The organism is Amorphus sp. MBR-141 (assembly GCF_053628695.1).
In genome coordinates, this window is the sequence record NZ_JBRJGW010000017.1 from 1 (window position 1) to 22,180 (window position 22,180).

General features: G+C 69.2%; 20 protein-coding genes. 11 read left to right on the forward strand and 9 right to left on the reverse strand.

Annotated features, from left to right (window positions below; translation table 11 throughout):
• Positions 1–115: 115 nt before the first annotated feature.
• Positions 116–1,531, reverse strand: a complete 1,416-nt coding sequence (locus tag ACSSVZ_RS20085; protein ID WP_453972523.1) for a carotenoid oxygenase family protein — start codon at positions 1,529–1,531, stop codon at positions 116–118.
• 342 nt (positions 1,532–1,873) lie between these two features.
• Between ACSSVZ_RS20085 and ACSSVZ_RS20090 the strand changes: the two genes are divergently transcribed.
• The 3 genes from ACSSVZ_RS20090 (at position 1,874) to ACSSVZ_RS20100 (ending at position 4,796) form a co-directional block, all read left to right on the forward strand.
• Complete coding sequence (locus ACSSVZ_RS20090; RefSeq protein ID WP_453972524.1) at positions 1,874–3,553, forward strand: methyl-accepting chemotaxis protein; 1,680 nt, start codon at positions 1,874–1,876, stop codon at positions 3,551–3,553.
• 238 nt (positions 3,554–3,791) lie between these two features.
• Positions 3,792–4,016 (forward strand): BrnA antitoxin family protein, encoded by a 225-nt coding sequence (locus tag ACSSVZ_RS20095; RefSeq protein WP_453972525.1) that lies wholly within the window; start codon positions 3,792–3,794, stop codon positions 4,014–4,016.
• A 201-nt stretch (positions 4,017–4,217) separates the two neighbouring features.
• Positions 4,218–4,796, forward strand: coding sequence for a hypothetical protein (locus tag ACSSVZ_RS20100; protein ID WP_453972526.1), 579 nt, complete (start codon positions 4,218–4,220; stop codon positions 4,794–4,796).
• A 299-nt stretch (positions 4,797–5,095) separates the two neighbouring features.
• Here ACSSVZ_RS20100 and ACSSVZ_RS20105 read toward each other — a convergent pair whose 3' ends face one another.
• The 5 genes from ACSSVZ_RS20105 to ACSSVZ_RS20125 all read right to left on the reverse strand — a co-directional run bounded on the left by ACSSVZ_RS20105 (position 5,096) and on the right by ACSSVZ_RS20125 (position 9,884).
• Positions 5,096–5,461, reverse strand: coding sequence for an RSP_7527 family protein (locus tag ACSSVZ_RS20105; protein WP_453972527.1), 366 nt, complete (start codon positions 5,459–5,461; stop codon positions 5,096–5,098).
• 378 nt (positions 5,462–5,839) lie between these two features.
• Positions 5,840–6,289 (reverse strand): DUF6481 family protein, encoded by a 450-nt coding sequence (locus ACSSVZ_RS20110; protein ID WP_453972528.1) that lies wholly within the window; start codon positions 6,287–6,289, stop codon positions 5,840–5,842.
• 76 nt (positions 6,290–6,365) lie between these two features.
• Positions 6,366–7,565: a PepSY-associated TM helix domain-containing protein gene (locus tag ACSSVZ_RS20115; RefSeq protein ID WP_453972529.1), complete on the reverse strand. Its 1,200-nt coding sequence runs from the start codon at positions 7,563–7,565 to the stop codon at positions 6,366–6,368.
• 118 nt (positions 7,566–7,683) lie between these two features.
• Positions 7,684–8,955, reverse strand: a complete 1,272-nt coding sequence (locus ACSSVZ_RS20120) for a vWA domain-containing protein (RefSeq protein ID WP_453972530.1) — start codon at positions 8,953–8,955, stop codon at positions 7,684–7,686.
• Positions 8,952–9,884, reverse strand: a complete 933-nt coding sequence (locus ACSSVZ_RS20125) for an AAA family ATPase (RefSeq protein ID WP_453972531.1) — start codon at positions 9,882–9,884, stop codon at positions 8,952–8,954. The genes ACSSVZ_RS20120 and ACSSVZ_RS20125 overlap by 4 nt, the downstream gene beginning before the upstream one ends.
• A 279-nt stretch (positions 9,885–10,163) precedes the next feature.
• Here ACSSVZ_RS20125 and pcaD point away from each other — a divergent pair, with 279 nt between their 5' ends.
• Positions 10,164–10,952, forward strand: coding sequence for a 3-oxoadipate enol-lactonase (pcaD, locus tag ACSSVZ_RS20130; RefSeq protein WP_453972532.1), 789 nt, complete (start codon positions 10,164–10,166; stop codon positions 10,950–10,952).
• Between the two features lie 99 nt (positions 10,953–11,051).
• Positions 11,052–11,552, forward strand: a complete 501-nt coding sequence (locus ACSSVZ_RS20135) for an Lrp/AsnC family transcriptional regulator (protein WP_453972533.1) — start codon at positions 11,052–11,054, stop codon at positions 11,550–11,552.
• A 21-nt stretch (positions 11,553–11,573) separates the two neighbouring features.
• Here ACSSVZ_RS20135 and ACSSVZ_RS20140 read toward each other — a convergent pair whose 3' ends face one another.
• Entirely contained in the window at positions 11,574–12,641 is a 1,068-nt protein-coding gene (locus ACSSVZ_RS20140; RefSeq protein ID WP_453972534.1) for a TerC family protein, read from the reverse strand.
• 288 nt (positions 12,642–12,929) lie between these two features.
• Between ACSSVZ_RS20140 and ACSSVZ_RS20145 the strand changes: the two genes are divergently transcribed.
• Entirely contained in the window at positions 12,930–15,050 is a 2,121-nt protein-coding gene (locus ACSSVZ_RS20145; protein WP_453972535.1) for a molybdopterin-containing oxidoreductase family protein, read from the forward strand.
• Positions 15,051–15,171: 121 nt separating this feature from the next.
• Positions 15,172–15,495, forward strand: a complete 324-nt coding sequence (locus tag ACSSVZ_RS20150) for a hypothetical protein (protein ID WP_453972536.1) — start codon at positions 15,172–15,174, stop codon at positions 15,493–15,495.
• A 4-nt stretch (positions 15,496–15,499) separates the two neighbouring features.
• Here ACSSVZ_RS20150 and purN read toward each other — a convergent pair whose 3' ends face one another.
• Both purN and purM read right to left on the reverse strand, forming a co-directional pair.
• The gene (gene purN / locus ACSSVZ_RS20155) at positions 15,500–16,159 is read right to left on the reverse strand and encodes a phosphoribosylglycinamide formyltransferase (protein WP_453972537.1); all 660 of its coding nucleotides are present in this window, start codon (positions 16,157–16,159) and stop codon (positions 15,500–15,502) included.
• Entirely contained in the window at positions 16,159–17,229 is a 1,071-nt protein-coding gene (gene purM / locus ACSSVZ_RS20160) for a phosphoribosylformylglycinamidine cyclo-ligase (RefSeq protein WP_453972538.1), read from the reverse strand. Before purM ends, purN begins: the two co-directional genes overlap by 1 nt.
• A gap of 150 nt (positions 17,230–17,379) precedes the next feature.
• Here purM and ACSSVZ_RS20165 point away from each other — a divergent pair, with 150 nt between their 5' ends.
• From ACSSVZ_RS20165 to ACSSVZ_RS20180, 4 genes are all read left to right on the forward strand, one after another.
• Positions 17,380–17,937 carry a CDP-alcohol phosphatidyltransferase family protein gene (locus ACSSVZ_RS20165; protein ID WP_453972539.1) on the forward strand — a complete coding sequence of 186 codons (558 nt, stop codon included), beginning with the start codon at positions 17,380–17,382 and terminating at the stop codon, positions 17,935–17,937.
• A gap of 20 nt (positions 17,938–17,957) precedes the next feature.
• Positions 17,958–19,157: an AI-2E family transporter gene (locus ACSSVZ_RS20170; RefSeq protein WP_453972540.1), complete on the forward strand. Its 1,200-nt coding sequence runs from the start codon at positions 17,958–17,960 to the stop codon at positions 19,155–19,157.
• Positions 19,154–19,879, forward strand: a complete 726-nt coding sequence (locus ACSSVZ_RS20175; RefSeq protein WP_453972541.1) for an HdaA/DnaA family protein — start codon at positions 19,154–19,156, stop codon at positions 19,877–19,879. Before ACSSVZ_RS20170 ends, ACSSVZ_RS20175 begins: the two co-directional genes overlap by 4 nt.
• Positions 19,880–19,981: 102 nt before the next feature.
• Positions 19,982–22,180 carry an RNA degradosome polyphosphate kinase gene (locus ACSSVZ_RS20180; RefSeq protein WP_453972542.1) on the forward strand — a complete coding sequence of 733 codons (2,199 nt, stop codon included), beginning with the start codon at positions 19,982–19,984 and terminating at the stop codon, positions 22,178–22,180.

Here is a 22,180-nt window from a genome sequence, read left to right on the forward strand (position 1 = left end):
CGACCCGCGGAGAGACGGCCACCTGACCGCGTCGGGAGGCGTCGCCACGCCTCCCGACGCTCAATCAAACCACACAAATCAGACACAAGCGGAGAGTGGGGAAGCGCGCGAAAACCTACCGCCCGATCCAGGTCCCGTGCAGTCCTTGGGGGACTCTCTGGGGCATGCGGATGACGGCGACCGGTTCGCGGCTGGGGTCCGTGGCGTCGAGGAGGACGAGGTCGCTGGTCAGGGCGGCCGGGTCGGTGGCGAAGACGGCGAGGTAGCCGTCGTCCTCGGCCGCGGCGCCGGGCCTCGGGATGAACACCGGCTCGCCCGCGACCCGCTCGCCGAGATCGTGGGTGAGGGCGGCGCCGCTCCGGGTGTCCACCCTGGTGATGGCGTTGAAGGTGGCCGTGGGGTGCGGCCCGTGCGTCAGCGTGCCCGTCAGCTGCGGCACGTAGACGAAGCGCGTCGCCTGCGCCTCCTGCCGGTCGTTGATGCGGGGAAACTCGGTGGCGAAATCGGCAAGCGGCGCGTCGCTGATCCGCCGCGTTGCCGGATCGAGCACCAGCCGGTGCAGCTGCGGCGGACGGTCCGACCCGTCGGGGCCCAGGCTGAACCGGGCGTGGCGCACATAGTCGATGACGATGTCGCCGCCGCGCTCGAAGCCGTTGGCGAAGTGGTAGACGAAGAAGGGCTCCGCCTCGAACAGCGTCGGGGCGCCGCCGTCGAGGTCCATCACCGCGATGGTGGTGCCGAGCTCCGGCCGCCAGGCGAGAACCGGGCCGCCGCGCTGGGCCGCCTCGATGTCGAACACGGCGGGGCCGACGAGCAGGACGACGTGTTTTTCCGTCAGCACGAAGTCGTGGATCATGCTGGAGGCGGGAAGCGTCACGGCGAAATTGGCGGCGAGGCGCCCGGCGGGATCGATCCGGCGGACCTGAACCTCGGGGCTGCCGGGGTCGTAGGCGATGGCGAAGAGGTCGCCGGTGGTGGGATGGCGGCGATTGTGGGCGCCGATCGGCAGCGGGGCGTCGGTGCCGGCGGTCCATTCGCCGAGCGTCTCCAGCTCCATCGTCATCTCGTAGGCCGCTTCCGCCTCGCCGAGCGCCAGCAGGTGGCCGCCGTGTGCCAGCACGTTGATGAAGGCGCCGTTCTTGAAGGGCGAGCCGGCCTCGTCGGGCTCAAGCAGCGACGGGTCGATGGGCCTCGGCGCCATCAGCCCGCCCCAGACGGCGCGTCCGGCCCGCCGCTCGACGGCGAGTTCGCGCGTCTCGACGAAGCGGTTGCGGTAGCGGGCACGGCCGTTGTCGAACGTGACGGCATGGACCATGCCGTCGCCGTCGAGCGGATAGGTGTAGGAGAGCGGCTGGAACAGCGGGTTCGGGCCGTTGCGCATGTGGGCGCCGGACAGGTCCTCCGGGATGCGGCCCGCCACCACGGTGAGGTCGGCCACGTCGATCTCGCGCGCCACCGGGGTGAACACGCCGCTGAGGTGCGGGTCGTCGGAGTGCCAGGACGGATCCTCGGGGCGCGGCGCATCGGTCATCGGCGGGTCCTTCGACGGGAGGGACGGAACGCGTGCACGCTATCGATCTCAGGCGCGCCATAGCATACGCGGCCCTCGCGCGCCAAACGCGCCGCGACGAGACGGTCGACGCCAGACGGGACCGCCGAAGCGTACGGGGTCGGCGCACCCCACGCAATCTTCGATCGTGGCGGCTGCGGAATGCGCGGCCTATGGGCGGAGGCCGGTGCGCGGAGCGCCCTCGGCGTGAGCGGACCCAACCGGCCGCCCTCGCGGAGACATTGGCCGCAGGACGCGCAAGCTCCGGGCAAGTCTCGTGGCTCCAAGGTCCGGCTCCCTTCAAACTCCTTCAGGAATCGGGTCATGCGCCTCAACCTCAAGACCACCCTTCTCGGTCTCCTCGGCCTCCTCGTCGCGCTCATCATCGGGCAGGGGTGGCTTGCCCTGCAGAGCCTTCACGAGATCAATGAAAACGTGAAGAACGAAGCGACGAACTGGGTGCCCAGCATCGACCGCGTCAACAAGATCAACACCGGAACCTCCGATCTCCGCATCGAGCAGGCCGCCCACATCCTGTCCACCACGCCCGAGGAAATGCAGCGGGCCGAAAGCGAGATCGCGCGCATTCTGCAGACGCTGAACGAGGACCGGCAGGTCTACGAGAAGCTGATTTCCTCCGACGAGGAGAGGGCGCTCTACGATCGCTTCGCCGCCGAGTTCGATGCCTACATGGCGGAGCATCACCGGATGATCGATCTGTCCCGCAAGAACCAGAATGCGGAGGCGACGGACCTGTTCAAGGGCGAGATGAAGCGGCTTTTCATCGCGTATTCCGGCTTCCTGAGCCAGGACGTCGCGCTCAACAACGCCGGTGCCGCCGCCGACTACGCCAAATCGGTCGAGCGTTTCTCGCAGACCCGCCTGACCGTGTTCGCCGCGGTCATTCTCAGCACGCTCATCAGCCTCGTCGCCATGCTGTTCGCGGTGTTCGGCGTGTCGCGGCCGATCGGGCGCATCACCAGCGCCATGACCCAGGTGAGTGGCGGCGATCTGCAGGCCGACATCCCGTACACGCGCAACCGCAACGAAGTGGGCGAGATGGCGCAGGCGCTGGTCGTCTTCCGCGACAACCTCGCGGAGACCGAGCGGATGCGGGCGGAAAAGCTGGAAGCCGAAGAGCGCGCCGTTGTCGAGCAGAGGGCCGCCATGCACGCGCTCGCCGATCGCTTCGACGCAGAGGTCTCCACCATCGTCAGCACGGTCGCCTCGGCGGTGTCTCAGCTCCAGCAGAACGCCGGCAATCTGAGCGCGTCGGCCGACGAGACCTCGCGCCAGTCGACGGTCGTCGCCGCTGCCGCCGAACAGGCGACCTCCAACGTCCAGACCGTGGCGTCGGCGGCCGACGAGCTGGCTGCCTCGGTCCGCGAGATCGGCCAGCAGGTGGCGGTGTCGTCCAGGGTCGTCAGCGAAGCGACGGGCAAGGCCGAAAGCGCGGCCGGGGTCGTCCGCGAGCTGGCGGTGAGCGCCCAGCGCATCGGCGATGTCGTCAACCTGATTACCGACATCGCCTCGCAGACCAACCTGCTCGCCCTCAACGCCACCATCGAGGCGGCGCGGGCCGGCGAGGCCGGCAAGGGCTTCGCGGTTGTCGCCATGGAAGTGAAGACGCTCGCCGAGCAGACCTCCAAGGCGACCGGCGAGATCACCGCGCAGATCTCCACGGTCCAGGAGGCCACCAACGAGGTCGTCAAGGCGATCGAGGCCGTCTCGGCGACGATCCGCAAGGTGGACGAAATCTCCGCCGCCATCGCCTCCTCGGTCGAGGAGCAGGGCGCCGCCACCGGTGAGATCGCCCAGAACGTCCAGCAGGCCGCCCAGGGCACCCAGGAGGTCTCCACCAACATCGTGTCGGTCTCCTCGGCCGCCAACGACACCGGACGGGCATCGGCGGAGATCTCGACCGCCGCCACCGAGCTGTCCAGTCAGGCCGCCTCGCTGCGCGTGCAGGTCGATGCCTTCATCGACCGCATCCGGGCCGCCTGACGGCGTGCGAGCCGGCGACGGAAGCGCCGCCGGCTCCGGCGCGACTGCAGGACGATCCATCGACCCGGCCCGGGCGCTGCCCGGGGCCGGGTCGATCCCGTTTCCGCCGATCCGGCTGTGAGCCCCGCGCCATCGGAGCGCACGCGGAGGCGACGACCGTCGCGGTCTGTGCGACACTCGCGTCCGGATTCGCGCGCCTGTGCGAACCGTACCCTGGCCCCATCGCAGGACCCTTCCCATGGCCCGACGCCCGATCAATCCCCGCGACGCCGCCGAGGCGCTGTTCAAGCCGGCCCAGCCGAAGGCCGAGCCGGTCGCCCGCCCGGCGCCGGGCACGCTGCCGCCGGGGCGCGAGATGGTGTCGTTCCGCATCGACCGCGACGTGCTGGAGCATTTCCAGGAAGGCGGGCCGGGCTGGCAGGACCGCATGAACGCGGCGCTGCGCAAGGCCGCCGGGCTCTGATCCTGCGCCGCGGCCGGAGCCGGCCGCGGCGTCGGGAAGCGTTTTCGCACAGCCGTCATCGAGCCATGCCAGACTGGACAGCCGTGCTGGTGCAACCGGACCGGCGGTCCGCAGGCTGACGTGCGCCGCGGTCCCGGAACCGGTTGGCGGTCGGGTCCGGTGCGCGCGCCTGTCCGAAGGGGTCACGGGGATGGAGCTGGGATGAAGCGGATCGCGTTTCGCGCCTTCAAGTGGACGGTCTACGGCCTGCTGGCGCTGGACACGCTGCTCTTCCTGAGCGTCGCCGGAAAGGTCAACGCCTTCGTCGACAGCGCCGCCTGGCTCGTGCTGCTCGGCGTGATGGAATACGAATCCAGCACGCTGGGGGAGGGCTATTCCGGCCGCTGGGAGAAGGTCATCCTCACCGGCCTCAACCTGTTCGCCTACTCGATGATCCTCACCGCGCTGTACGGCTACGCGACCGCCGGGGAATGGCTGGACGCCGTCAATGCCGGCGCCTGGCTCGGCGTCTGCGCGGTGCTCGTCTACCAGATGTACGCGCCCGGCGAATACGAGGGCGCGGAGTACCGCGCGATCACCGCCATCAAGGTCGGGCTCTACCTGGTGCTGATCACCTGCGCGGTACTGTGGACCATCAGCAGCCACAAGACGCTGGACGCCACCGACGCCTGGCTCTGGCTGCTCTGCTTCGCGGTGATCGAGCTCAACGTCTTCGGCTTCGAGGCGCACGAAGAGGCGCTGGCCGAGGAACAGCCGCTGACGGAAACGGCACCGTCCTGACATCGGCCGACCGTCAGCCTTGTCCGCCGCCGCACAGGCGGGTGGAGCGCCACGGCACGGCAGCGGCGCCGGGGGGCACTGTCAGGTCGGGAGAGGGTCGGGGGAGAACCGGATCGGGGCGCCGTGCGGCGGGAACGCGGTGCGTCTCGCATCGGCCGGCGGACGGAAACGGGTCCACCCGGGCGGCGGTCGGCTACGCGCTCGGCCATGCGGCGTGCCGCAGCCCCTGCCGGTCGCAAGGGCGCGAGGATTTCGACGCCGGCCGAAGCCGGCGTCCGGGCGATCTGACCGCGGAGCGATTAGGCCGCGAGGCGGGCCGTCTCGTCGTGGGCGGCGGTGGCCGGCGCCAGGGTCTTGCTGCCCTCGATGGAGGTGAGCTCGACCGGGCGGCGGAGCGTGCCGGCAACGGCGGCGGGGATGTCGGAGCGGCTGAGGCCGATGTCGCGCAGCTCCTTGTCGGAGAGTCCGGTCAGCTCGCCGTAGACGCGCTGCATCTGGCGGGCTTCGGCGATGCTGGCGGCCAGCGTCCGGAAGCCGGACACGATGGAACGGCCGAAGGCGCGGGCGAGCCGGGCGGTCTCTTCGGCGCGCAGGATGCGGGCCTGGGCTTCGATGCGGGCGGTGTCGAGCGGCTGGGCAGTCGTGTTGGTCTTCATGGGGATCATCAGTCTTCGGTTCGGAGCGTCCGCGTCGGTGCGGACCGGATGGGGCGCGTGCCCCTCTGGAACAGGAGATAGTGCCGCTCCGAGCCATGCGGTACCGTGAATTGTTGCAATGCAGCAATGCGATGGAGGAGACGCTCCGGGGATGCATGGCCGGGTCGCGCCTGGTGCGTGACGCAGTGCAGCAGAAGCAAGCCCCGCACAGGCCTGGGCCCGGGCGGGGCCATCCTTGCGTGCGGGGGCGGGTCCGAGAGCGCCGTCGCCCGGCAGCGGGCAAGACACAAAAAGGGCCCAGGATGCGGGACCCTGAGCCTGTTGTCGTACTGAACGGACGGCTGAGGCGTCGTCCGTCTGCCTGGCGCGCCTCGGCGCGGGCTGGTCTTAGCGCTGGCGGGCCTTGCGAGCGGCGTATTTGGCGTCGCGCGCCGCCTTGCGGGCGGCCTCGTCCTCGACCACGCGGGTCAGGAGACGGTTCTTCTCCGCGAGCTTGGCCTGTTCCTCGGCTTCCTTCGCGGCGACGAGCGCCGCTTCTTCGGCAGCCTTTTCGGCGGCGAGGGCGGCCTCGCGGGCAGCTTCCTCCGCCTTGATCCGCTCCTGCTCTTCGCGCTTGGCCTTCTGGCGCTCTTCGCGTGCCGCCGCAATGGCGGCCCGCTCCTGGCGCTTTTCTTCAAGCGCCGGGTCGTTCAGCTTCGCCTTGGCCTTCTCCAGGAGAGCCGCCTTGGCGGCATTCGCGTTGCTGAGACGATCCTGGAAGTCGTTATTGTTGTGCTTCAAACCGTATTTCACCATGTCTGTAAGATGTGACCGGACCCCCGTCCGGCAATTGCCCACTGGAAATGGGCCTTGTTGAAGAAAAGGTCAATCCGCCCGAAGAGCGCGGCGGCGCTTCTGGGCGTTTTTGATGGTCCTATCCGCCCGCCCGCTGGGCCGTCTGTCCCGGTGGCTTGCGGGTGAGCGGCCAGATCAGCCGCCGCCAGGCAAGCGACAGGCCGGTCCAGACCAGGAACAGCGTCGCGAGGGAGGCGAGGCCGGCGACGGTCTGGCCGATGATGCCGTAGATCTCGCCGGTGTGGATGAAGCGCAGCCAGCCGCGGGCGCGGCGGCCGGCAGAGGACTGGTCGCCGCCGATGGTCGACACGATGCTGCCGTCGGCGCGGGAAATCGCCAGCTTGGTCTTTGCCGCCGGCTGGACGCCGTTCCCGGTGTCGACGGTGGCCGTCACCGTCGGCGCGCCGGCCGCCGGGAGCGCCAGCGCAATGGTCCGCCAGGCGGGATCGGCGGCGCGGGCGGTCGCGAACACCGCGTCGAGAGAGACGGGTTCGGCAAGGGTCGCGGCCCGGCCGGCGTCGGTCCGGCTCGCGCTGCCCTGGGCCTGCTGTGCCTGGCCGTTGCCGGGCGGCGGCGGACCGCCGGGTCCCTGCGGCGTCGCTTCGCCGTAGAGGGCGAACACCAGGCCGTTCGCCCAGGAATAGGAGAACACCACGCCCGAAACGACGATCAGCACCAGCGGCAGCAGCGCCCAGATCCCGAACACCTGGTGCCAGTTGTAGTCGCGGGCCTTGGCCGTCGGGAGGCCGCGGCGGAAGAGCAGCTTGGTCTTCAGCAACGGCCATCTCCAGCGCTTCGGCCACCAGAGGAACAGGCCCGAAGCGAGGATGAACAGGAAGAGCAGGTTCGCCGCGTCGATGATGAAGCGGCCGATCGTGCGGGCGTCGCCGGTCAACGCGAACCAGCGGTGGAGCTGTTCGGCGGTGCCGAAGAAGGTTTCGACGCCCTCGACGCCACTGCCGAGTGCGGCGCCGGTGTAGGGGTCGAGGAATACGCTGTCCCGGCGGCCGGCGGTTGCCTGGACCGGTCCCTCCGGATCGTTGGTGAGAACGAGCGATGCGCTGTCGCCGAGGGCGTCGCGGGCGTGCGCGGCGAGGGCGTCGAGGTCGAGGCGCGCGCGGCCGTCCGCCGCGACCGTGAACGTCTGCCGCTCGGCGAAGGCGACGATCTGCCGTTCGTAGGTGAGCGCGACGCCCGTTGCGGCCAGGAAGAAGACGACGAGGCCGACGACGGTACCGGCAACGAGGTGGGACCAGAAGACGATGCGCCGCAATGGCATGACGGACAAGCTCAACAGGGTGAAGGGCCGGACGGGTCCGTCTGGCGCGCAGGGCTGAGCCGCGTTTACGAAAATTGCGGCGCTGGAACCTTGATGAAACGCAAGGATCGCGCGTCGCCTACGCCGCCATCCACCTGCGCGGGTCGGTGTCCCGGGTGCCGCGCTCGCGGCCCAGCGCCTCGACCAGGTCGGCGATCGTGTCGAGCGAGTGGATGGAGCGGAACTCGTCGACGTGGGGCAGCATCGCGCGGATGCCGCGAGCCTTGGCCTCGAAGCGGTCGTAGCGCAGCAGCGGGTTCAGCCAGATCAGCCGCCGGCACGAGCGCTGCAGCCGGTCCATCTCGTGGGCGAGGTCCTCGTCGGAATCGCGCTCCAGCCCGTCGGTGACCAGCAGGACGATCGGCCCGCCGTGCATCACCCGGCGCGACCACAGCCGGTTGAAGTCGTGCAGCGCCGCCGCGATCCGCGTGCCGCCGGACCAGTCCTCCACCGAGCCCGCGCAGGCGGAAAGCGCCTCGTCGGGGTCCTTCATGCGCAGCTGGCGGCTGACGTTGGTGAGCCGCGTGCCGAACAGGAAGGTGGTCACCCGGCGCCGTTCGCCGAGCGCGTGCAGGAAGTGCAGGAGCAGGCGACTGTAGGGGCTCATGGAGCCGGAGATGTCGAACAGGGCGACGATCGGCGGGGCGATCTCGGCGCGCTTCTTGAAGGCGAGCGTCATCGACTGGCCGCCACCGCGCAGGCTCTGGCGGATCGAGCGGCGCATGTCGATGCGGCGGCCGTGCGCGGCGGTGACGAACCGGCGCGTCTTCACGGTGTCCAACGGCAGCACCAGGGAGCGCAGGGCGATCTTCGCGGCGGCGATCTCCGCCGCGGTCATCTGGGCGAAATCCTTCTGCTGCAGCACCTCGGAGCCCGAGACGGTGTGGCGGGCGTCGATCTCCACCTCGGGCCGCTCGGTCTCGGTGTTGCGCTCGCGGCCGGCGTTGAGCGCCTGGGCGACGCGCAGGGACCCGGCCTTCGCCTTCGGTGCCGACTGCCGGGGAGGGGCGACCGGCGAGAGCAGCTCGATCATCTTCTGCAGCAGCCCGCGGGCGCGCCAGAACTGCTCGAACGCCTCGTGGAAGACGACGTGGTGCTCGCGCTTGGAGACGAACACGGCGTGCAGCGCCCAGTAGAAGTCGTCGCGCCGGGTGATGCCGGCCGTCTCGACGGCCGCGACCGCATCGAGCACCCGCGCCGGGCCGACCGGCATGCCGGCGGCGCGCAGCAGGCGGGCGAAGTGGGTGATGTTGTCGAGCAGCCGGCCGCTCGGGTCGCCGTGCGCCGCTGCCTCGCGCACTTGCCGGAGGTCCTCTGCCGGCGTGTCGTCGGACGGTTCTGGCGGGCTCATAGGGTTGGCTGGGTCTCGTCCGGTTTCGTCTTGATCTGCTCCAGCAGCCGGGTCAGCTCGCTCGCCTGCACCCGGGCGATGTCGTCCTGGTATTTCAGCAGGACGCCGAGCGTGTCGGAGACGACCGCGGGGTCGAGGGCGATCTGGTCGAGCTCGCAGAGCGCGGTCGCCCAGTCCAGCGTCTCGGCGACGCCGGGCGCCTTGAAGAGGTCGTCCTGGGCGCGCAGCGCCTGGACGAAGGCGACGATCTCCCGCGACAGCGTCTCGCCGGCCTGGGGCGCCTTGAGGCGGACGATGTCGAGCTCGCGCTCGGCCGAGGGATAGTCGACCCAGTGATAGAGGCATCGGCGCTTCAGCGCGTCGTGGATCTCGCGGGTCCGGTTGGTGGTGATGATGACGATCGGCGGCTCGGCGGCCCGGATGGTGCCGATCTCGGGGATCGTCACCTGGCTGTCGGAGAGCACCTCCAGCAGAAACGCCTCGAACGCCTCGTCGGCGCGGTCGAGCTCGTCGATCAGCAGCACCGGCGGGCCGTTGAGGTCGGGCTCCAGCGCCTCCAGCACCGGCCGCTTCACCAGGAAGCGCTCGGAAAAGATGTCCGAGGCGAGCTCGGTGCGGTCGGTCTGGCCGGCGGCTTCGGCGATGCGGATCTCGACCATCTGGGCCGGATAGTTCCACTCGTAGACGGCGGTGGAGACGTCCAGGCCCTCGTAGCACTGGAGGCGGATCAGCTTGCGGTTCAGGCCGGAGGCGAGAACCTTGGCGATCTCGGTCTTGCCGACGCCGGCCTCGCCCTCGAGAAACAGCGGCCGCTGCATCTTGAGCGCCAGGTAGAGCACCGTCGCGAGCGAACGGTCGGCGACGTAGTTCGCCGTCTGCAGGAGCGCGAGCGTGTCGTCGATCGAGGCGGGGACGGGCGTGGTCGTCATACGCAAACTCCAAGCGAGGGCAGGTCGGCGCGAGGCGGCGCCGGCGGTCCGGGGCGGCGCGTCGGCGCAGGCGGATGTCTGCCCGGCTCTCGCCGGGCGGGGGCGGCCGGGCCGGGGACGCCGCCACCATGACGCTCCCGCGCGGACGCTTCAAGCACCCGGGACCCCGGAAAGCAATTCGGCCGCGGCGCATCTTTCCTCGGCGCCCGGCCCAGACTACGTTTCGCCGCTGCTGCTTTCCGGCCCGTTCCGTTCTCTTCCGTCCGCGAGGCTCGACCGATGACCACCATCACCACCGACGACGGCATTTCGCTGCATGTCCGCCGCGACGGCGATCCCGGCAAGCCGGCGGTGCTGCTGTCGAACTCGCTCGGCACCGACCTCACCATGTGGGACGACCAGATCGCGCCGCTCGTCGAGCACTTCCATGTGGTCCGCTACGACGTGCGCGGCCACGGCAGGAGCGACGCGCCGGACGGCGACTACACCATCGATCGGCTGGGCAAGGATGCAATCGCGGTGCTGAAGGGCTTCGGCATCGAGAAGGCGGCGTTCTGCGGCGTGTCGATGGGCGGCATGGTCGGCATGTGGCTCGGGGTCCACGCGCCCGGCCGGGTGACGCGGCTGGCGCTCTGCAACACGGCCGCGATGATGCCGCCGAAGGAGGCCTGGCAGCAGCGCATCGAGGCGGTCCTGTCCGGCGGCATGGAGGCGGTCGTCGACGCGGTCGTCGCCCGCTGGTTCACCCAGCCGTTCATCGAGAACGAGCCGGACAAGGTCGCCCGGGTCCGCGCCATGCTGCTGACGACGCCGCCCGCCGGATACGCCGGCTGCTGCGCGGCCATTCGCGACATGGATCAGCGTGCGGCGCTCTCCGGCATCGCGCGGCCGACGCTGGTGGTGGCCGGCGCCGACGATCCGGCGACGCCGCCGGAGCGCGGCGAGGAGATCGCCGCGGCGATCAAGGGGGCCGAACTGGAGATCCTGCCCGCCTGCGCCCACCTCTCCAACATCGAGCAGACCGAGCTCTTCAATCGGCGTGTGATCCCGTTCCTCGGCCAGCGCTGATCAGCTCTGCGAGAAACCTCATTCCAACATGGCGGATTGGGGAGTAGATGATTGCGTGAGAAGGGGCGATGTCGCCCGATTGCGCAATTGGATGCTCCAATGATCACTCTGGACCGCACCGACAAGAAAATCCTCGGCATTCTCCAGGAAGACTGCACGCTGCCCGTCGCCGAAATCGGCCGCAAGGTCGGCCTGTCCACCACGCCGTGCTGGCGCCGGATCCAGCGGCTGGAGGAGGAGGGCGTCGTCACCCGGCGGGTGGCGATCCTCGATCCGGCGAAGGTCAACGCGAAGGTCACCGCCTTCGTGGCGATCACCACCAACCAGCACACCGAGGACTGGCTGGACCGGTTCGCGAGCGCCATCAAGGCGCTGCCGGAAGTCGTCGAGTTCTACCGGATGGCCGGTTCAGTCGACTATCTGCTGCGCGTCGTCGTCGCCGACATCGAGGCCTACGACGCCTTCTACAAGAAGCTGATTTCCAAGATCGACGTGGCCGACGTGTCGACGACCTTCGCCATGGAGCGGATCAAGTCGACGACGGAGCTGCCGCTCGGCTTCATTCAGCTCGAGAAGGACAAGAACCGCCCGTCGGCGTGAGTCGGGAGGCGGGCCGCCGGCTCAGCCGAGCTTGCCGGGATCGTGGGTCACGTGGGCCGTCTCGGCGTTCGGCCGGCGCGGCAGCGGGCCTGCGGTCTCGGCCAGGTCGGCGCCGGCCTCGTCGCTGGTGGTGGCCGGCTTGGGGAACAGGAACGACAGCACGATCGCGCCGCCGATCAGGAACACCGTGACGCCCAGGCTCATCAGCGCCTCGGTCTCGCCGATGAAGGCGTCCCAGAGGATCTTGCCGCCGATGAAGATCAGCACGGCGGACAGCGCCGGCTTCAGGTAGCAGCAGCGCGCGACCAGGGCGTCGATCACGAAATACAGCGCCCGCAGGTTCAGGATCGCGAACACGTTCGAGGTGTAGACGATGAACGGGTCGCGGCTGATGGCCAGCACGGCCGGGATCGAATCGACCGCGAAGATCAGGTCGGAGATCTCCACGACGATCAGCGCGAACAGAAGCGGCGTGGCCACCAGGGCCATGCGGCCGGTGCCCGGCTGCTCTTCGCGCACCAGGAACCGTGCGCCGTGCATGCGGTGCGTCATCGGAATGTGGCGGGCGAGGAAGCGGAACAGCCGGTTGTTGGCGATGTCGATCGTCTCCTCCTGGTCATGCAGGAGGAGCTTGATGCCGGTGAAGATCAGCAGCGCGGAGAAGAACAGCAGCACCCATTCGAACTTGTGGAGCACCGCGGCGCCGGTTCCGATCAGGATGGCGCGGAAGACCATCGCGCCGAGAATGCCCCAGAACAGCACCCGGTGCCGATGTTCGCGGGGAATTCCGAAATAGACGAAGATCACCGACATCACGAACACGTTGTCGAAGGACAGGCTCTGTTCGACGATGTAGGCGGTGAAGAACTTGGCGCCGGCGTCCACCCCTGCGGTCAGCCAGACGCCGATGCCGAAGAGGACCGCGAGGCCGGCGTAACCCGAGGCGAGCAGCAGGCTCTCCTTCATGCCCACGACGTGGGCCCGCCGGTGCAGGACGCCCAGATCGACGATCAGGATGATCGCAACCAGCGAAAGGAAGACGGTCCAGAAGAGCGGGGACGCGCCGATCGTGTCTGATTCGGGAATCATGCGGGTTCGCTTTTACGCAGCCGGCGAAGGGGCGTGACCGTGACGCACGTCCTGCTTGGTGTGCTTCGGAAGATCGGTGCGCCGGGACCCATATGCAAGGGCCGGGGGCGACATCCCGCTGGATGATGCGTAGATTGGAATAGGATCGGATTCCGCTGCCGTTGGACGTGCCGTTTGGGCGCCGTCTGCGGGTCGGGGGCGATCCCGGGTAGGTTGGCGGTCCCGGCCGCCGTGCGTCACAATCGATGCCTGCTTGCCGCTCAAGGCCGAAAACCACCGCGTGATCCGATGAACAAGCCCGTCGTCCGCCGTTCCGCCTGTCCCCACGATTGCCCGTCCACGTGTGCCCTGGAAATCGATGTTCTCGATCCGCGGACGATCGGGCGGGTGCGCGGGGCGAAGTCGAACGACTACACGGCCGGGGTCATCTGCGCGAAGGTCGCGCGCTACGCCGAGCGCGTGCACAACCCGGACCGGCTGACGAAGCCGCTGCTGCGGACCGGGCCGAAGGGGTCCGGCCAGTTCGCCGAAATCGGCTGGGACGAGGCGCTCGACCGGGTGGCCGAGGCGTTCCTCGATGCCGAGGCCCGTCACGGCGCCGAGAGCGTCTATCCCTACTACTACGCCGGCACCATGGGGCTCGTGCAGCGCGACGGCATCCATCGGGTCCGCCACCTGAAGCGCTACTCGCGCCAGTTCGACACCATCTGCACCAATCCCGCCTGGACCGGCTACATCGCCGGCACCGGCAGGCTGGCCGGGCCCGACCCGCGCGAGATCGACAGGTCCGACTGCGTGGTCATCTGGGGCACCAACGCCGCCGCCACCCAGGTCAACGTGATGACCCACGCCATCGCCGCCCGGAAGGCCCGCGGCGCGACCATCGTGGCGATCGACGTCTACGAGACCGAGACCGTCCGCCAGGCCGATCTGAAGCTGGTGCTGCGGCCGGGAACCGATGCGGCGCTCGCCTGCGCCGTCATGCACGTGCTGTTCCGCGACAACCATGCCGACCGCGCCTACATGGCCCGCTTTGCCGACTGCCCGGACGAGCTCGAGGCGCACCTGGCCGACCGGTCGCCGGCCTGGGCGGCCGAGATCACCGGGCTCGCGGTGGAAGACATCGAGGCGTTCGCCCGGCTCGTCGGCACCACCCCGCGCACCTTCCTGCGGCTCGGATACGGCTTCACGCGCCAGCGCAACGGCGCGGTGGCCATGCACGCTGCCGCCTCGATCGCCACGGTGGCCGGCCTCTGGCAGCACGAGGGCGGCGGCGCCTTCCACAACAACGGCGCCATCTACCAGCTGAACACGTCGATGGTGACCGCGGCCGACGCGGTCGACCGGTCCACGCGGCGGCTCGACCAGTCGCGGCTGGGCGCGGTGCTGACCGGCGATCCGGACGTCCTGTTCGGCGGCCCGCCCGTCGCCGCGATGCTGATCCAGAACACCAATCCGGTGTCGGTCTGCCCGGACCAGGAGCGCGTCAAGCGCGGCTTCGCCCGCGACGACCTGTTCGTCTGCGTCCACGAGCAGGTGATGACCGAGACGGCCCGGATGGCCGACGTGGTGCTGCCGGCGACGATGTTCGTGGAGCACGACGACATCTACAAGGGCGGCGGCCACCAGTACCTGCTGTTCGGCCCAAAGCTGATCGACGGGCCGGACGGGTGCCGCTCCAACCACGAGGTGAACACCGCACTCGCGGCGCGTCTGGGCGTCCACCACAAGGGCGACGACATGAGCCCGCGCGAGCACATCGACTGGATGCTGCGCCACTCCGGGCACGGGACGCTCGCCGAGTTCGAGGAAAAGGGCTGGATCGACTGCCAGCCGCCGTTCGACGAGGCGCATTATCTGGATGGCTTCAACCATCCGGACGGCAAGTTCCGCTTCAAGCCGGACTGGACGAAGGTCAAGGCGAACAACAACGGCCCGATGGGTCCGTGGGAGGCGATCCCGGCGCTGCCCGACCACTGGGGCGTCATCGACGGCGCCACCGAGGCGTTCCCGTTTCGGCTGGTGACGGCGCCGGCGCGGTCGTTCCTGAATTCGACGTTCAACGAGACGCCCGGATCGATCGCCAAGGAGAAGCTGCCGACCGTGATGATCCATCCCGACGACGCCGTGGCGCTCGGCCTGGGGGAGGGCGGGCGCGTTCGCGTGTCGAACCGCCAGGGTGCGGTGGTGGTGGCGGCCCGGCTGTTTGCCGGGGTGCAGCGTGGCGTCGTCATCTCCGAGGGGCTGTGGCCGAACGCCGCCTTCGAGGACGGCCGCGGCATCAACACGCTCACCTCGTCCGAGCCGATCGCGCCCTATGGCGGTGCCGCCTTCCACGACACCCGCGTCGCCCTTGCCGCGGCGCACGCGCCGGCCGGCGCCAATCTCCAGGCGGTGGAACGCGCGTGATGGACGCAGGGTGATCCTGCCATCGACGGTCCGGACGGGGTCCTTTTGCTCGAAACCCCTTCGAACCGGCCGGAAAATGCTCTAAGTCGAACCCGCATCGAGACAGTGCGGGAGTGCGGGAATGGGTGAGGGGTACGTGAGGCGGGCCGGCCGGCTTCTGGCGGCCGGCGGGCTGCTGGCCGCGACGTTGGCGGCGACGCCGGCGATGGCGCAGAGCGGATCGGCAAACAGCGGCGCCCTGGCCCGCAAGCTTGTCGATGCCTGCGTCTACGATCAGTACCGGGTCCAGGGAAGCAGCGACGGCGTGCTGAAGCGCTGCCAGTGCGCGGCGCGCAAGGCGGGCCCTTCGATCAACGCCGACCAGGTCGCCAGGCTTCAGCTCGGCGCCCCCCTCACGGGCTCCGTCCGCGACGAAATCTACAAGGGCATTGCCGCCTGCCAGTGAGCGGTCAGCCGGACGCGGGCCAGATCAGCGGCGCCGCGGGCTCGGCAGCCGATGTGTACCGGACGCGTCCGTCGACCAGCCGCGCCGCGCCGCTGGCGAGCGCGGCGAGTGCGGCCGGATAGATCCAGTGCTCGCAGGCGAGCACCCGCGCCGCCAGCGTGTCGGCGGTGTCGCCGTCGAGCACCGGCACCGCGGCCTGCATCACCAGCGGGCCGGCATCGAGCTCGGCGCTGACGAGATGGACGCTGCAGCCGTGGATGCGCACGCCCTCGGCCAGTGCCCGTTCGTGGGTGTCGAGGCCCTTGAACGACGGCAGCAGCGACGGGTGGATGTTGAGGATGCGGTCGGCGAACCGGTCGACGAACGCGCCGCTCAGCACGCGCATGAAGCCCGCCAGGCAGACGAACTGCGCACCGCTGGCCTCGATGGCCTCCGCGACAGCCGCCTCGAAATCGGCCTTCGATGCGAACGCCTTGTGATCGATGACGGAGGTGGCGATGCCGGCGGCCGCAGCGGTGTCGAGCGCACCCGCGCCCGGCCGGTTGGAGATGACCAGCACGATCTCGGCCGGATAGTCGGGTGCCTTGGCGGCCTCGATCAGCGCCGCCATGTTGGAGCCGCGCCCCGACACGAGCACCGCAACGGGAGTCCGGCCCGTGTTCATCACAGGGCCAAATCGCCGCTGTAGACGACTTCGCCGTCCCCCTCGACCAGCTCGCCGAGCGGGAAGACGGTTTCGCCGGCGGCGCGCAGAAGTTCGGCCACCGCGTCCTCGTCCTCTGGCGCGACGATCACCACCATGCCGACGCCGCAGTTGAAGGTGCGCAGCATCTCGCCGGCTTCGACCGGGCCGGCGGACGCCAGCCACGCGAACACCGGCGGCACCGGGATGCGATCGAGGGTGATCGCCGCCGAGCAGGTCTTCGGCAGCACGCGCGGCACGTTTTCGGTGATCCCGCCGCCGGTGATGTGGGCAAGCGCCTTCACCGCGCCGGGGCGGTCCCTGAAGACCCGCTTGAGCGCCTCGACGTAGATCCGGGTCGGCTCGAGGAGGGCGGTGCCGAGCGGCTGCGATCCATCGAACGGGGCAGGGGCGTCGAGGGCGGCGCCCGCCTGCTCGACGATGCGCCGCACCAGGGAATAGCCGTTGGAGTGGACGCCGGAGGAGGCGAGGCCGAGAAGCCGGTCGCCGGCCGCCACGTCGCCGCGCGGTAGCACGCCGTCGCGTTCCACCGCGCCGACCGCGAAGCCCGCCAGGTCGTAGTCGCCGGGCGCGTACATGCCCGGCATTTCGGCCGTCTCGCCACCGATCAGCGCCGCACCGGCCTGCCGGCAGCCTTCGGCGATGCCGGCGACCACGTCGCGGGCGACCCCGACCTCGAGGCGGCCGCAGCCGAAATAGTCTAGGAACAGCAGCGGCTCGGCGCCCTGGACGACCAGGTCGTTCACGCACATCGCCACCAGGTCGATGCCGATCGTCGTGTGGATGCCGGTGTCGCCCGCCAGCTTGAGCTTGGTTCCGACGCCGTCGGTGGCGGCGACGAGGAGCGGATCGGTGAAGCCGGCCGCCTTCAGGTCGAACAGGCCGCCGAAGCCGCCGAGCGAGGCATCCGCGCCGGCGCGCGCCGTCGCCTTGGCGAGCGGTGCGATGGCGCGGACGAAGGCGTTGCCCGCGGAAATGTCCACGCCGGCATCGGCATAGGTGACGGACGGGCGGTCCGGGGTGCTGGTCATTGCGAGGGCAGGCTCCGTTGGGTTCGGCCGCATCCAATCCGGCCGGGGCGGCGAATGCAATCTGGTTTTCATGTTCGCGGTGCGACGATCCGCAGATGCGCGCGCCCCGGACGCATGTCATAAATCGCTCACAAAAACAGCAGCGAAGGCATGGTCGGTGTCGTGACGATCCCCAATCTCCTGACGGTTCTGCGCTTCCTGCTGGTTCCCGTGGTGGTCTGGGCCATCGCGGAAGGCCACCACATTCTGGCGTTCGCGGTCTTCGTCATCGCCGGACTGACCGATGGCCTGGACGGGTTCATCGCCAAGAAGTGGAACCTTTCCAGCAGCTTGGGGGCATATCTCGACCCTCTCGCCGACAAGGCGCTTCTGGTCTCCATCTTCGTTGCGCTCGGCGTGGTCGGCGCCCTTCCGATCTGGCTGGTGGCGGTGGTCGTGGCGCGCGACGCGCTGATCCTGGCGGCCGTGGTCGTCTCCGGCCTGATGGGGCGGACCTTGCCGATTCGCCCGCTGTTCGTGAGCAAGCTCAACACCGTCGCGCAGATTCTGCTGGCGGCGCTGGTGCTCGCCGACCTCGCTTTCAACTTCAACCTCAACCGCCCGATCGCGGTGATGGTGCTCGTCGTGGCTGCCTTGACGGCGGCGTCGGCCGGGGCCTATCTCGTCGCGTGGCTGCGGTACATGAGCGAGCGGACTGCCGCGCATTGAGCAGGAGAGGATCCCCCACCGTGAGCCTGGGTCGCCAGATCGCCTTCTGGGTAGCTGCCGCCATCGGCTTCCTCCTGCTGCTCCGGCTGTTCCAGGGTATCCTGCTGCCGTTCGTCGGCGGCATGTTCCTGGCCTATCTCCTCAATCCGATCGCCCGCTGGCTGCAGCGGCGTGGCCTCAACCGCATCATCGCGACCAGCCTCATCCTCATCGTCTTCCTGATCGTCGGCATCGTCGGCATGGTCGTCATCCTGCCTGCGGTGTTCAACCAGATCACCGGCTTCCTGGAACGGGTGCCGAGCTACATCGCGCATCTGCAGGCCTTCCTGAGCGAGCACGCGGAAACCAACCGCCTGGCGGACGCCATCGGCGTCGACGCCAGCGAGCTGCAGTCGGCGGTCACCAACCTCGTCAGCCAGGGTACGAGCTGGGCAGGTAGCGTGATGAAGTCGGTGTGGTCCGGCAGCCAGGCGCTGATCTCCATGCTGTCGCTCATCGTCGTCACGCCGGTGATCGCCTTCTACCTGCTGATCGACTGGGATCGGATGGTGAAGACGCTCGACAACCTGCTGCCGCGCGAGCATGCCGACACCATCCGCGAACTCTTCCGGGAGATGGACCGGGCGGTCTCCGGGTTCATCCACGGCCAGGTGTCGCTGTGCCTGATCCTCGGCCTGTTCTACGCGGTGGCGCTCGTGGCCGTCGGCCTCAATCACGGCCTGATCATCGGCCTGACGGCCGGCCTGATCTCGTTCGTCCCCTATCTCGGCTCGGGTCTCGGATTCGCCATTTCGGTGGGCGTCGCGTTCAACCAGTTCTGGCCCGACAGCATCATGGTGGGCATCGTCGTCGCCATCTTCCTGGTCGGCCAGTTCCTCGAAGGCAACGTCCTGCAGCCCAAGCTGGTGGGCGGGCGGGTCGGCCTGCACCCGGTGTGGCTGATCTTCGCGCTGTTCGCCTTCGGCTACCTGTTCGGCTTCGCGGGCATGCTGATCGCCGTGCCGGCCTCCGCGGCCGTCGGCGTCCTCGTCCGCTTCTTCGTGCGGCGCTACCGGGAAAGCCGGATCTACCAGGGGGAGGCTGACGACCCGCCCGAGGACCCGTCGCGGCCGGCCGTCGCCCTGTCGGGCGGCGCCGGCGACCGCCGGGACCTGGCCTATGGCCCCGCCGCGGCGCCGGCGGTCTCCGGCCGCCATCCGACCCGCGAAGGAGGGGCGTGATCGGCGGTCCGGACGAGCGCCCACGGCAGCTGCCGTTCTCTCTCGCGCTGGCGCCGTCCTTTCGACGCGAGGATTTTGTGGTCGGCGCCTCCAACGGCTCCGCCTGGGCGCTGGTCGAGCGCTGGCCCGACTGGCCGCACCGCGTCGCGCTCGTCGTCGGCGGCGAGGGCACCGGCAAGAGCCACCTGGCCAGCATCTGGGCGGAAGCGGCCGGCGCGGGCGTCGTTTCGGCCCATGATCTCGCCGACCGGGATCCGGTCTCGCTGGTGCACGCGGGCGCGCTCGTGGTCGAAGACTGCGACCGCTTCGCCCTCGACGAGGCGGCGCTGTTCCATCTCCTCAACGCGGGCCTTTCGGCCAACGGCTTCCTGCTGCTGTCGGCCCGGGTCCCGCCGTCTGAGTGGACCATCGCGACGCCCGATCTGGCCTCCCGGCTGCGGGCGATTCCGCCCACCTTCATCGGCGAACCCGAAGATGAGCTCCTGCAGAGGGTGCTGACGAAGCTGTTCCGGGACCGCCAGATCGCCGTCGATCCGACCGTGGTGGACTATCTGGTGCGGCGGATGGAGCGGTCGTTCCGGGCCGGGCTGCGGGTGGTCGAGGCCCTCGACCGGGAGGCGCTCGCCCGCGGCCGCGCCATCACCCGGCCGATGGCCGCGGAGGTCCTGTTTCGCGAGGGGCTGGGCGACGCCGATGGCGACGACGACGATCCGGCGGCGTGAGGGCCCATCGAACACCGGTGGAAAGGGAGCTTTCTTCGGGGCCGAGAGAAAATTCCGTCATACTCGCAGTGTAGGACCGCGCGATGAACCAGGGAGGGGCGTATGGACGCGACCACTGAACAGGCAGCGGCGACGGCCGAGAGCAACGTCGAGGGGATGACCGGCGAGGAGCTGCGCACCCAGCCGGAGCGTTTCGTCAATCGCGAGCTTTCCTGGCTGCAGTTCAACGTGCGCGTTCTGGAGGAATCGGAGAATGCGAACCACCCTCTGCTGGAGCGGCTGCGCTTCCTGTCGATCTCGGCGAACAATCTCGACGAGTTCTTCATGGTGCGCGTCGCCGGCCTGAAGGGGATGCAGCGCGAAGGCGTCGAGACCCGCAGCGACGACGGACTGACCCCCGGCGACCAGCTGGCGCGCATCGGCGATGCCGTCAGCAAGCTGCAGCGGGCCCAGCAGCGCCAGTGGGCGGAGCTGTCGCGCGAGCTCGAATCCTCCGACATCTACCTCTGCGAACCCGAGCGCCTGTCCCACGACGACCAGGAGTGGCTGGAGCGCCATTTCCTCAGCCACATCTTCCCGGTGCTGACGCCGCTGGCCATCGATCCGGCGCATCCGTTCCCGTTCATCCCGAACCTCGGCTTCACGCTGGTCTTCCATCTCGACGCCGAGGGCGCTGAGCCGATGATCGCGCTCATCCGCGTGCCGGCGCAGGTCGACCGCTTCATCCGCGTTCCCGCCGCCGCCGACGACAATTCGGCCCGCTTCGTGGCGCTGGAGAACGTCATTGCGCTGTTCATCGGGCGACTGTTCCCGGCCTATGAGGTGAGGGGCAAGGGAGCCTTCCGGGTGATCCGCGATTCCGATCTGGAAATCGAGGAAGAGGCCGAGGATCTGGTCCTCACCTTCGAGACCGCGCTGAAGCGCCGCCGCCGCGGGTCGGTGATCCGGCTGGAGATCGAATCGTCGACGCCGGAGACGCTGCGGCAGTTCGTGGCGTCGGCGCTGGGCGTCGCCGGCGACGAGATGTTCCTCGTCAACGGCCGGCTGGCGCTGAAGGATCTCTCCCAGCTGGTCGGCGTCGACCGGCCCGACCTCAAGTTCAAGCCCTACACGCCGCGCTTTCCCGAGCGCATCCGCGAACACGGCGGCGACTGCTTCGCGGCGATCCGCCAGAAGGACATCGTCGTCCACCATCCTTACGAATCGTTCGACGCCGTGGTGCAGTTCCTGTCCCAGGCCGCACGCGATCCGGACGTCGTCGCCATCAAGCAGACGCTCTACCGCACCTCCAACGACTCTCCGATCGTGAAGGCGCTGGGCGAGGCGGCGGAAGCCGGCAAGTCGGTGACCGCGCTGGTCGAGCTCAAGGCGCGGTTCGACGAGGAAGCCAACATCCGCTGGTCGCGCGACCTGGAGCGCGCCGGGGCCCAGGTGGTGTTCGGCTTCATCGAGCTGAAGACCCACTCGAAGCTGTCGATGGTGGTGCGCCGGGAAGGCGGCCAGCTGGCCACCTACTGCCACATCGGCACCGGCAACTATCACCCGATCACCGCCAAGATCTACACCGACCTGTCGTTCTTCACCGCCGACGCGGTGATCGCCCAGGACGTCGCCCGGATCTTCAACTTCATCACCGGTTATGCCCGCCCGGCCGAGCTGTCGCGCATGGCGGTGTCGCCGGTCAGCCTGCGCAACCGCCTGCTCGAGCACATCGAGGGCGAGATCGAGCACGCCCGGGCCGGCCGCCCGGCCCAGGTATGGATGAAGATGAACTCGCTGGTCGACGCGCGCATCATCGACGCGCTCTATGCGGCGAGCCAGGAAGGCGTCGAGGTCGACCTCGTCGTGCGCGGCATCTGCTGCCTGCGTCCGGGCGTTCCGGGGCTTTCCGACAACATCCGGGTGAAGTCGATCGTCGGCCGTTTCCTCGAGCACAGCCGCATATTCTGCTTCGGCAACGGCTTCGGCCTTCCGTCGCCCCAGGCGATCGTCTATATCGGCTCGGCCGACTTGATGCCGCGCAACCTCGATCGCCGGGTCGAGGCGATGGTGCCGATCGACAACCCCACGGTCCACGCCCAGATCCTCGATCAGATCATGGTTGCGAACATCACGGACAACCAGCAGAGCTGGGAGCTTCTGGCCAACGGCGGTCACCGCCGCATCATTCCGGCAGAGGGCGAAGAGCCCTTCAATGCGCACGAATACTTCATGACCAACCCGTCGCTGTCAGGCCGTGGACAATCCATTCAGACCGACTCCCCCCGTACCTTCGCCACTCCAATTCAGCGGCCCCACTGA

What these genes read in the sequence shown, in the direction of transcription:
- ACSSVZ_RS20085 (WP_453972523.1), bottom strand. Translation starts at nt 1,531, where the DNA reads ATGACCGATGCGCCGCGCCCCGAGGATCCGTCCTGGCACTCCGACGAC.
- ACSSVZ_RS20090 (WP_453972524.1), top strand. Translation starts at nt 1,874, where the DNA reads ATGCGCCTCAACCTCAAGACCACCCTTCTCGGTCTCCTCGGCCTCCTC.
- ACSSVZ_RS20095 (WP_453972525.1), top strand. Translation starts at nt 3,792, where the DNA reads ATGGCCCGACGCCCGATCAATCCCCGCGACGCCGCCGAGGCGCTGTTC.
- ACSSVZ_RS20100 (WP_453972526.1), top strand. Translation starts at nt 4,218, where the DNA reads ATGAAGCGGATCGCGTTTCGCGCCTTCAAGTGGACGGTCTACGGCCTG.
- ACSSVZ_RS20105 (WP_453972527.1), bottom strand. Translation starts at nt 5,461, where the DNA reads ATGATCCCCATGAAGACCAACACGACTGCCCAGCCGCTCGACACCGCC.
- ACSSVZ_RS20115 (WP_453972529.1), bottom strand. Translation starts at nt 7,565, where the DNA reads ATGCCATTGCGGCGCATCGTCTTCTGGTCCCACCTCGTTGCCGGTACC.
- ACSSVZ_RS20120 (WP_453972530.1), bottom strand. Translation starts at nt 8,955, where the DNA reads ATGAGCCCGCCAGAACCGTCCGACGACACGCCGGCAGAGGACCTCCGG.
- ACSSVZ_RS20125 (WP_453972531.1), bottom strand. Translation starts at nt 9,884, where the DNA reads ATGACGACCACGCCCGTCCCCGCCTCGATCGACGACACGCTCGCGCTC.
- pcaD (WP_453972532.1), top strand. Translation starts at nt 10,164, where the DNA reads ATGACCACCATCACCACCGACGACGGCATTTCGCTGCATGTCCGCCGC.
- ACSSVZ_RS20135 (WP_453972533.1), top strand. Translation starts at nt 11,052, where the DNA reads ATGATCACTCTGGACCGCACCGACAAGAAAATCCTCGGCATTCTCCAG.
- ACSSVZ_RS20140 (WP_453972534.1), bottom strand. Translation starts at nt 12,641, where the DNA reads ATGATTCCCGAATCAGACACGATCGGCGCGTCCCCGCTCTTCTGGACC.
- ACSSVZ_RS20145 (WP_453972535.1), top strand. Translation starts at nt 12,930, where the DNA reads ATGAACAAGCCCGTCGTCCGCCGTTCCGCCTGTCCCCACGATTGCCCG.
- ACSSVZ_RS20150 (WP_453972536.1), top strand. Translation starts at nt 15,172, where the DNA reads ATGGGTGAGGGGTACGTGAGGCGGGCCGGCCGGCTTCTGGCGGCCGGC.
- purN (WP_453972537.1), bottom strand. Translation starts at nt 16,159, where the DNA reads ATGAACACGGGCCGGACTCCCGTTGCGGTGCTCGTGTCGGGGCGCGGC.
- purM (WP_453972538.1), bottom strand. Translation starts at nt 17,229, where the DNA reads ATGACCAGCACCCCGGACCGCCCGTCCGTCACCTATGCCGATGCCGGC.
- ACSSVZ_RS20165 (WP_453972539.1), top strand. Translation starts at nt 17,380, where the DNA reads ATGGTCGGTGTCGTGACGATCCCCAATCTCCTGACGGTTCTGCGCTTC.
- ACSSVZ_RS20180 (WP_453972542.1), top strand. Translation starts at nt 19,982, where the DNA reads ATGGACGCGACCACTGAACAGGCAGCGGCGACGGCCGAGAGCAACGTC.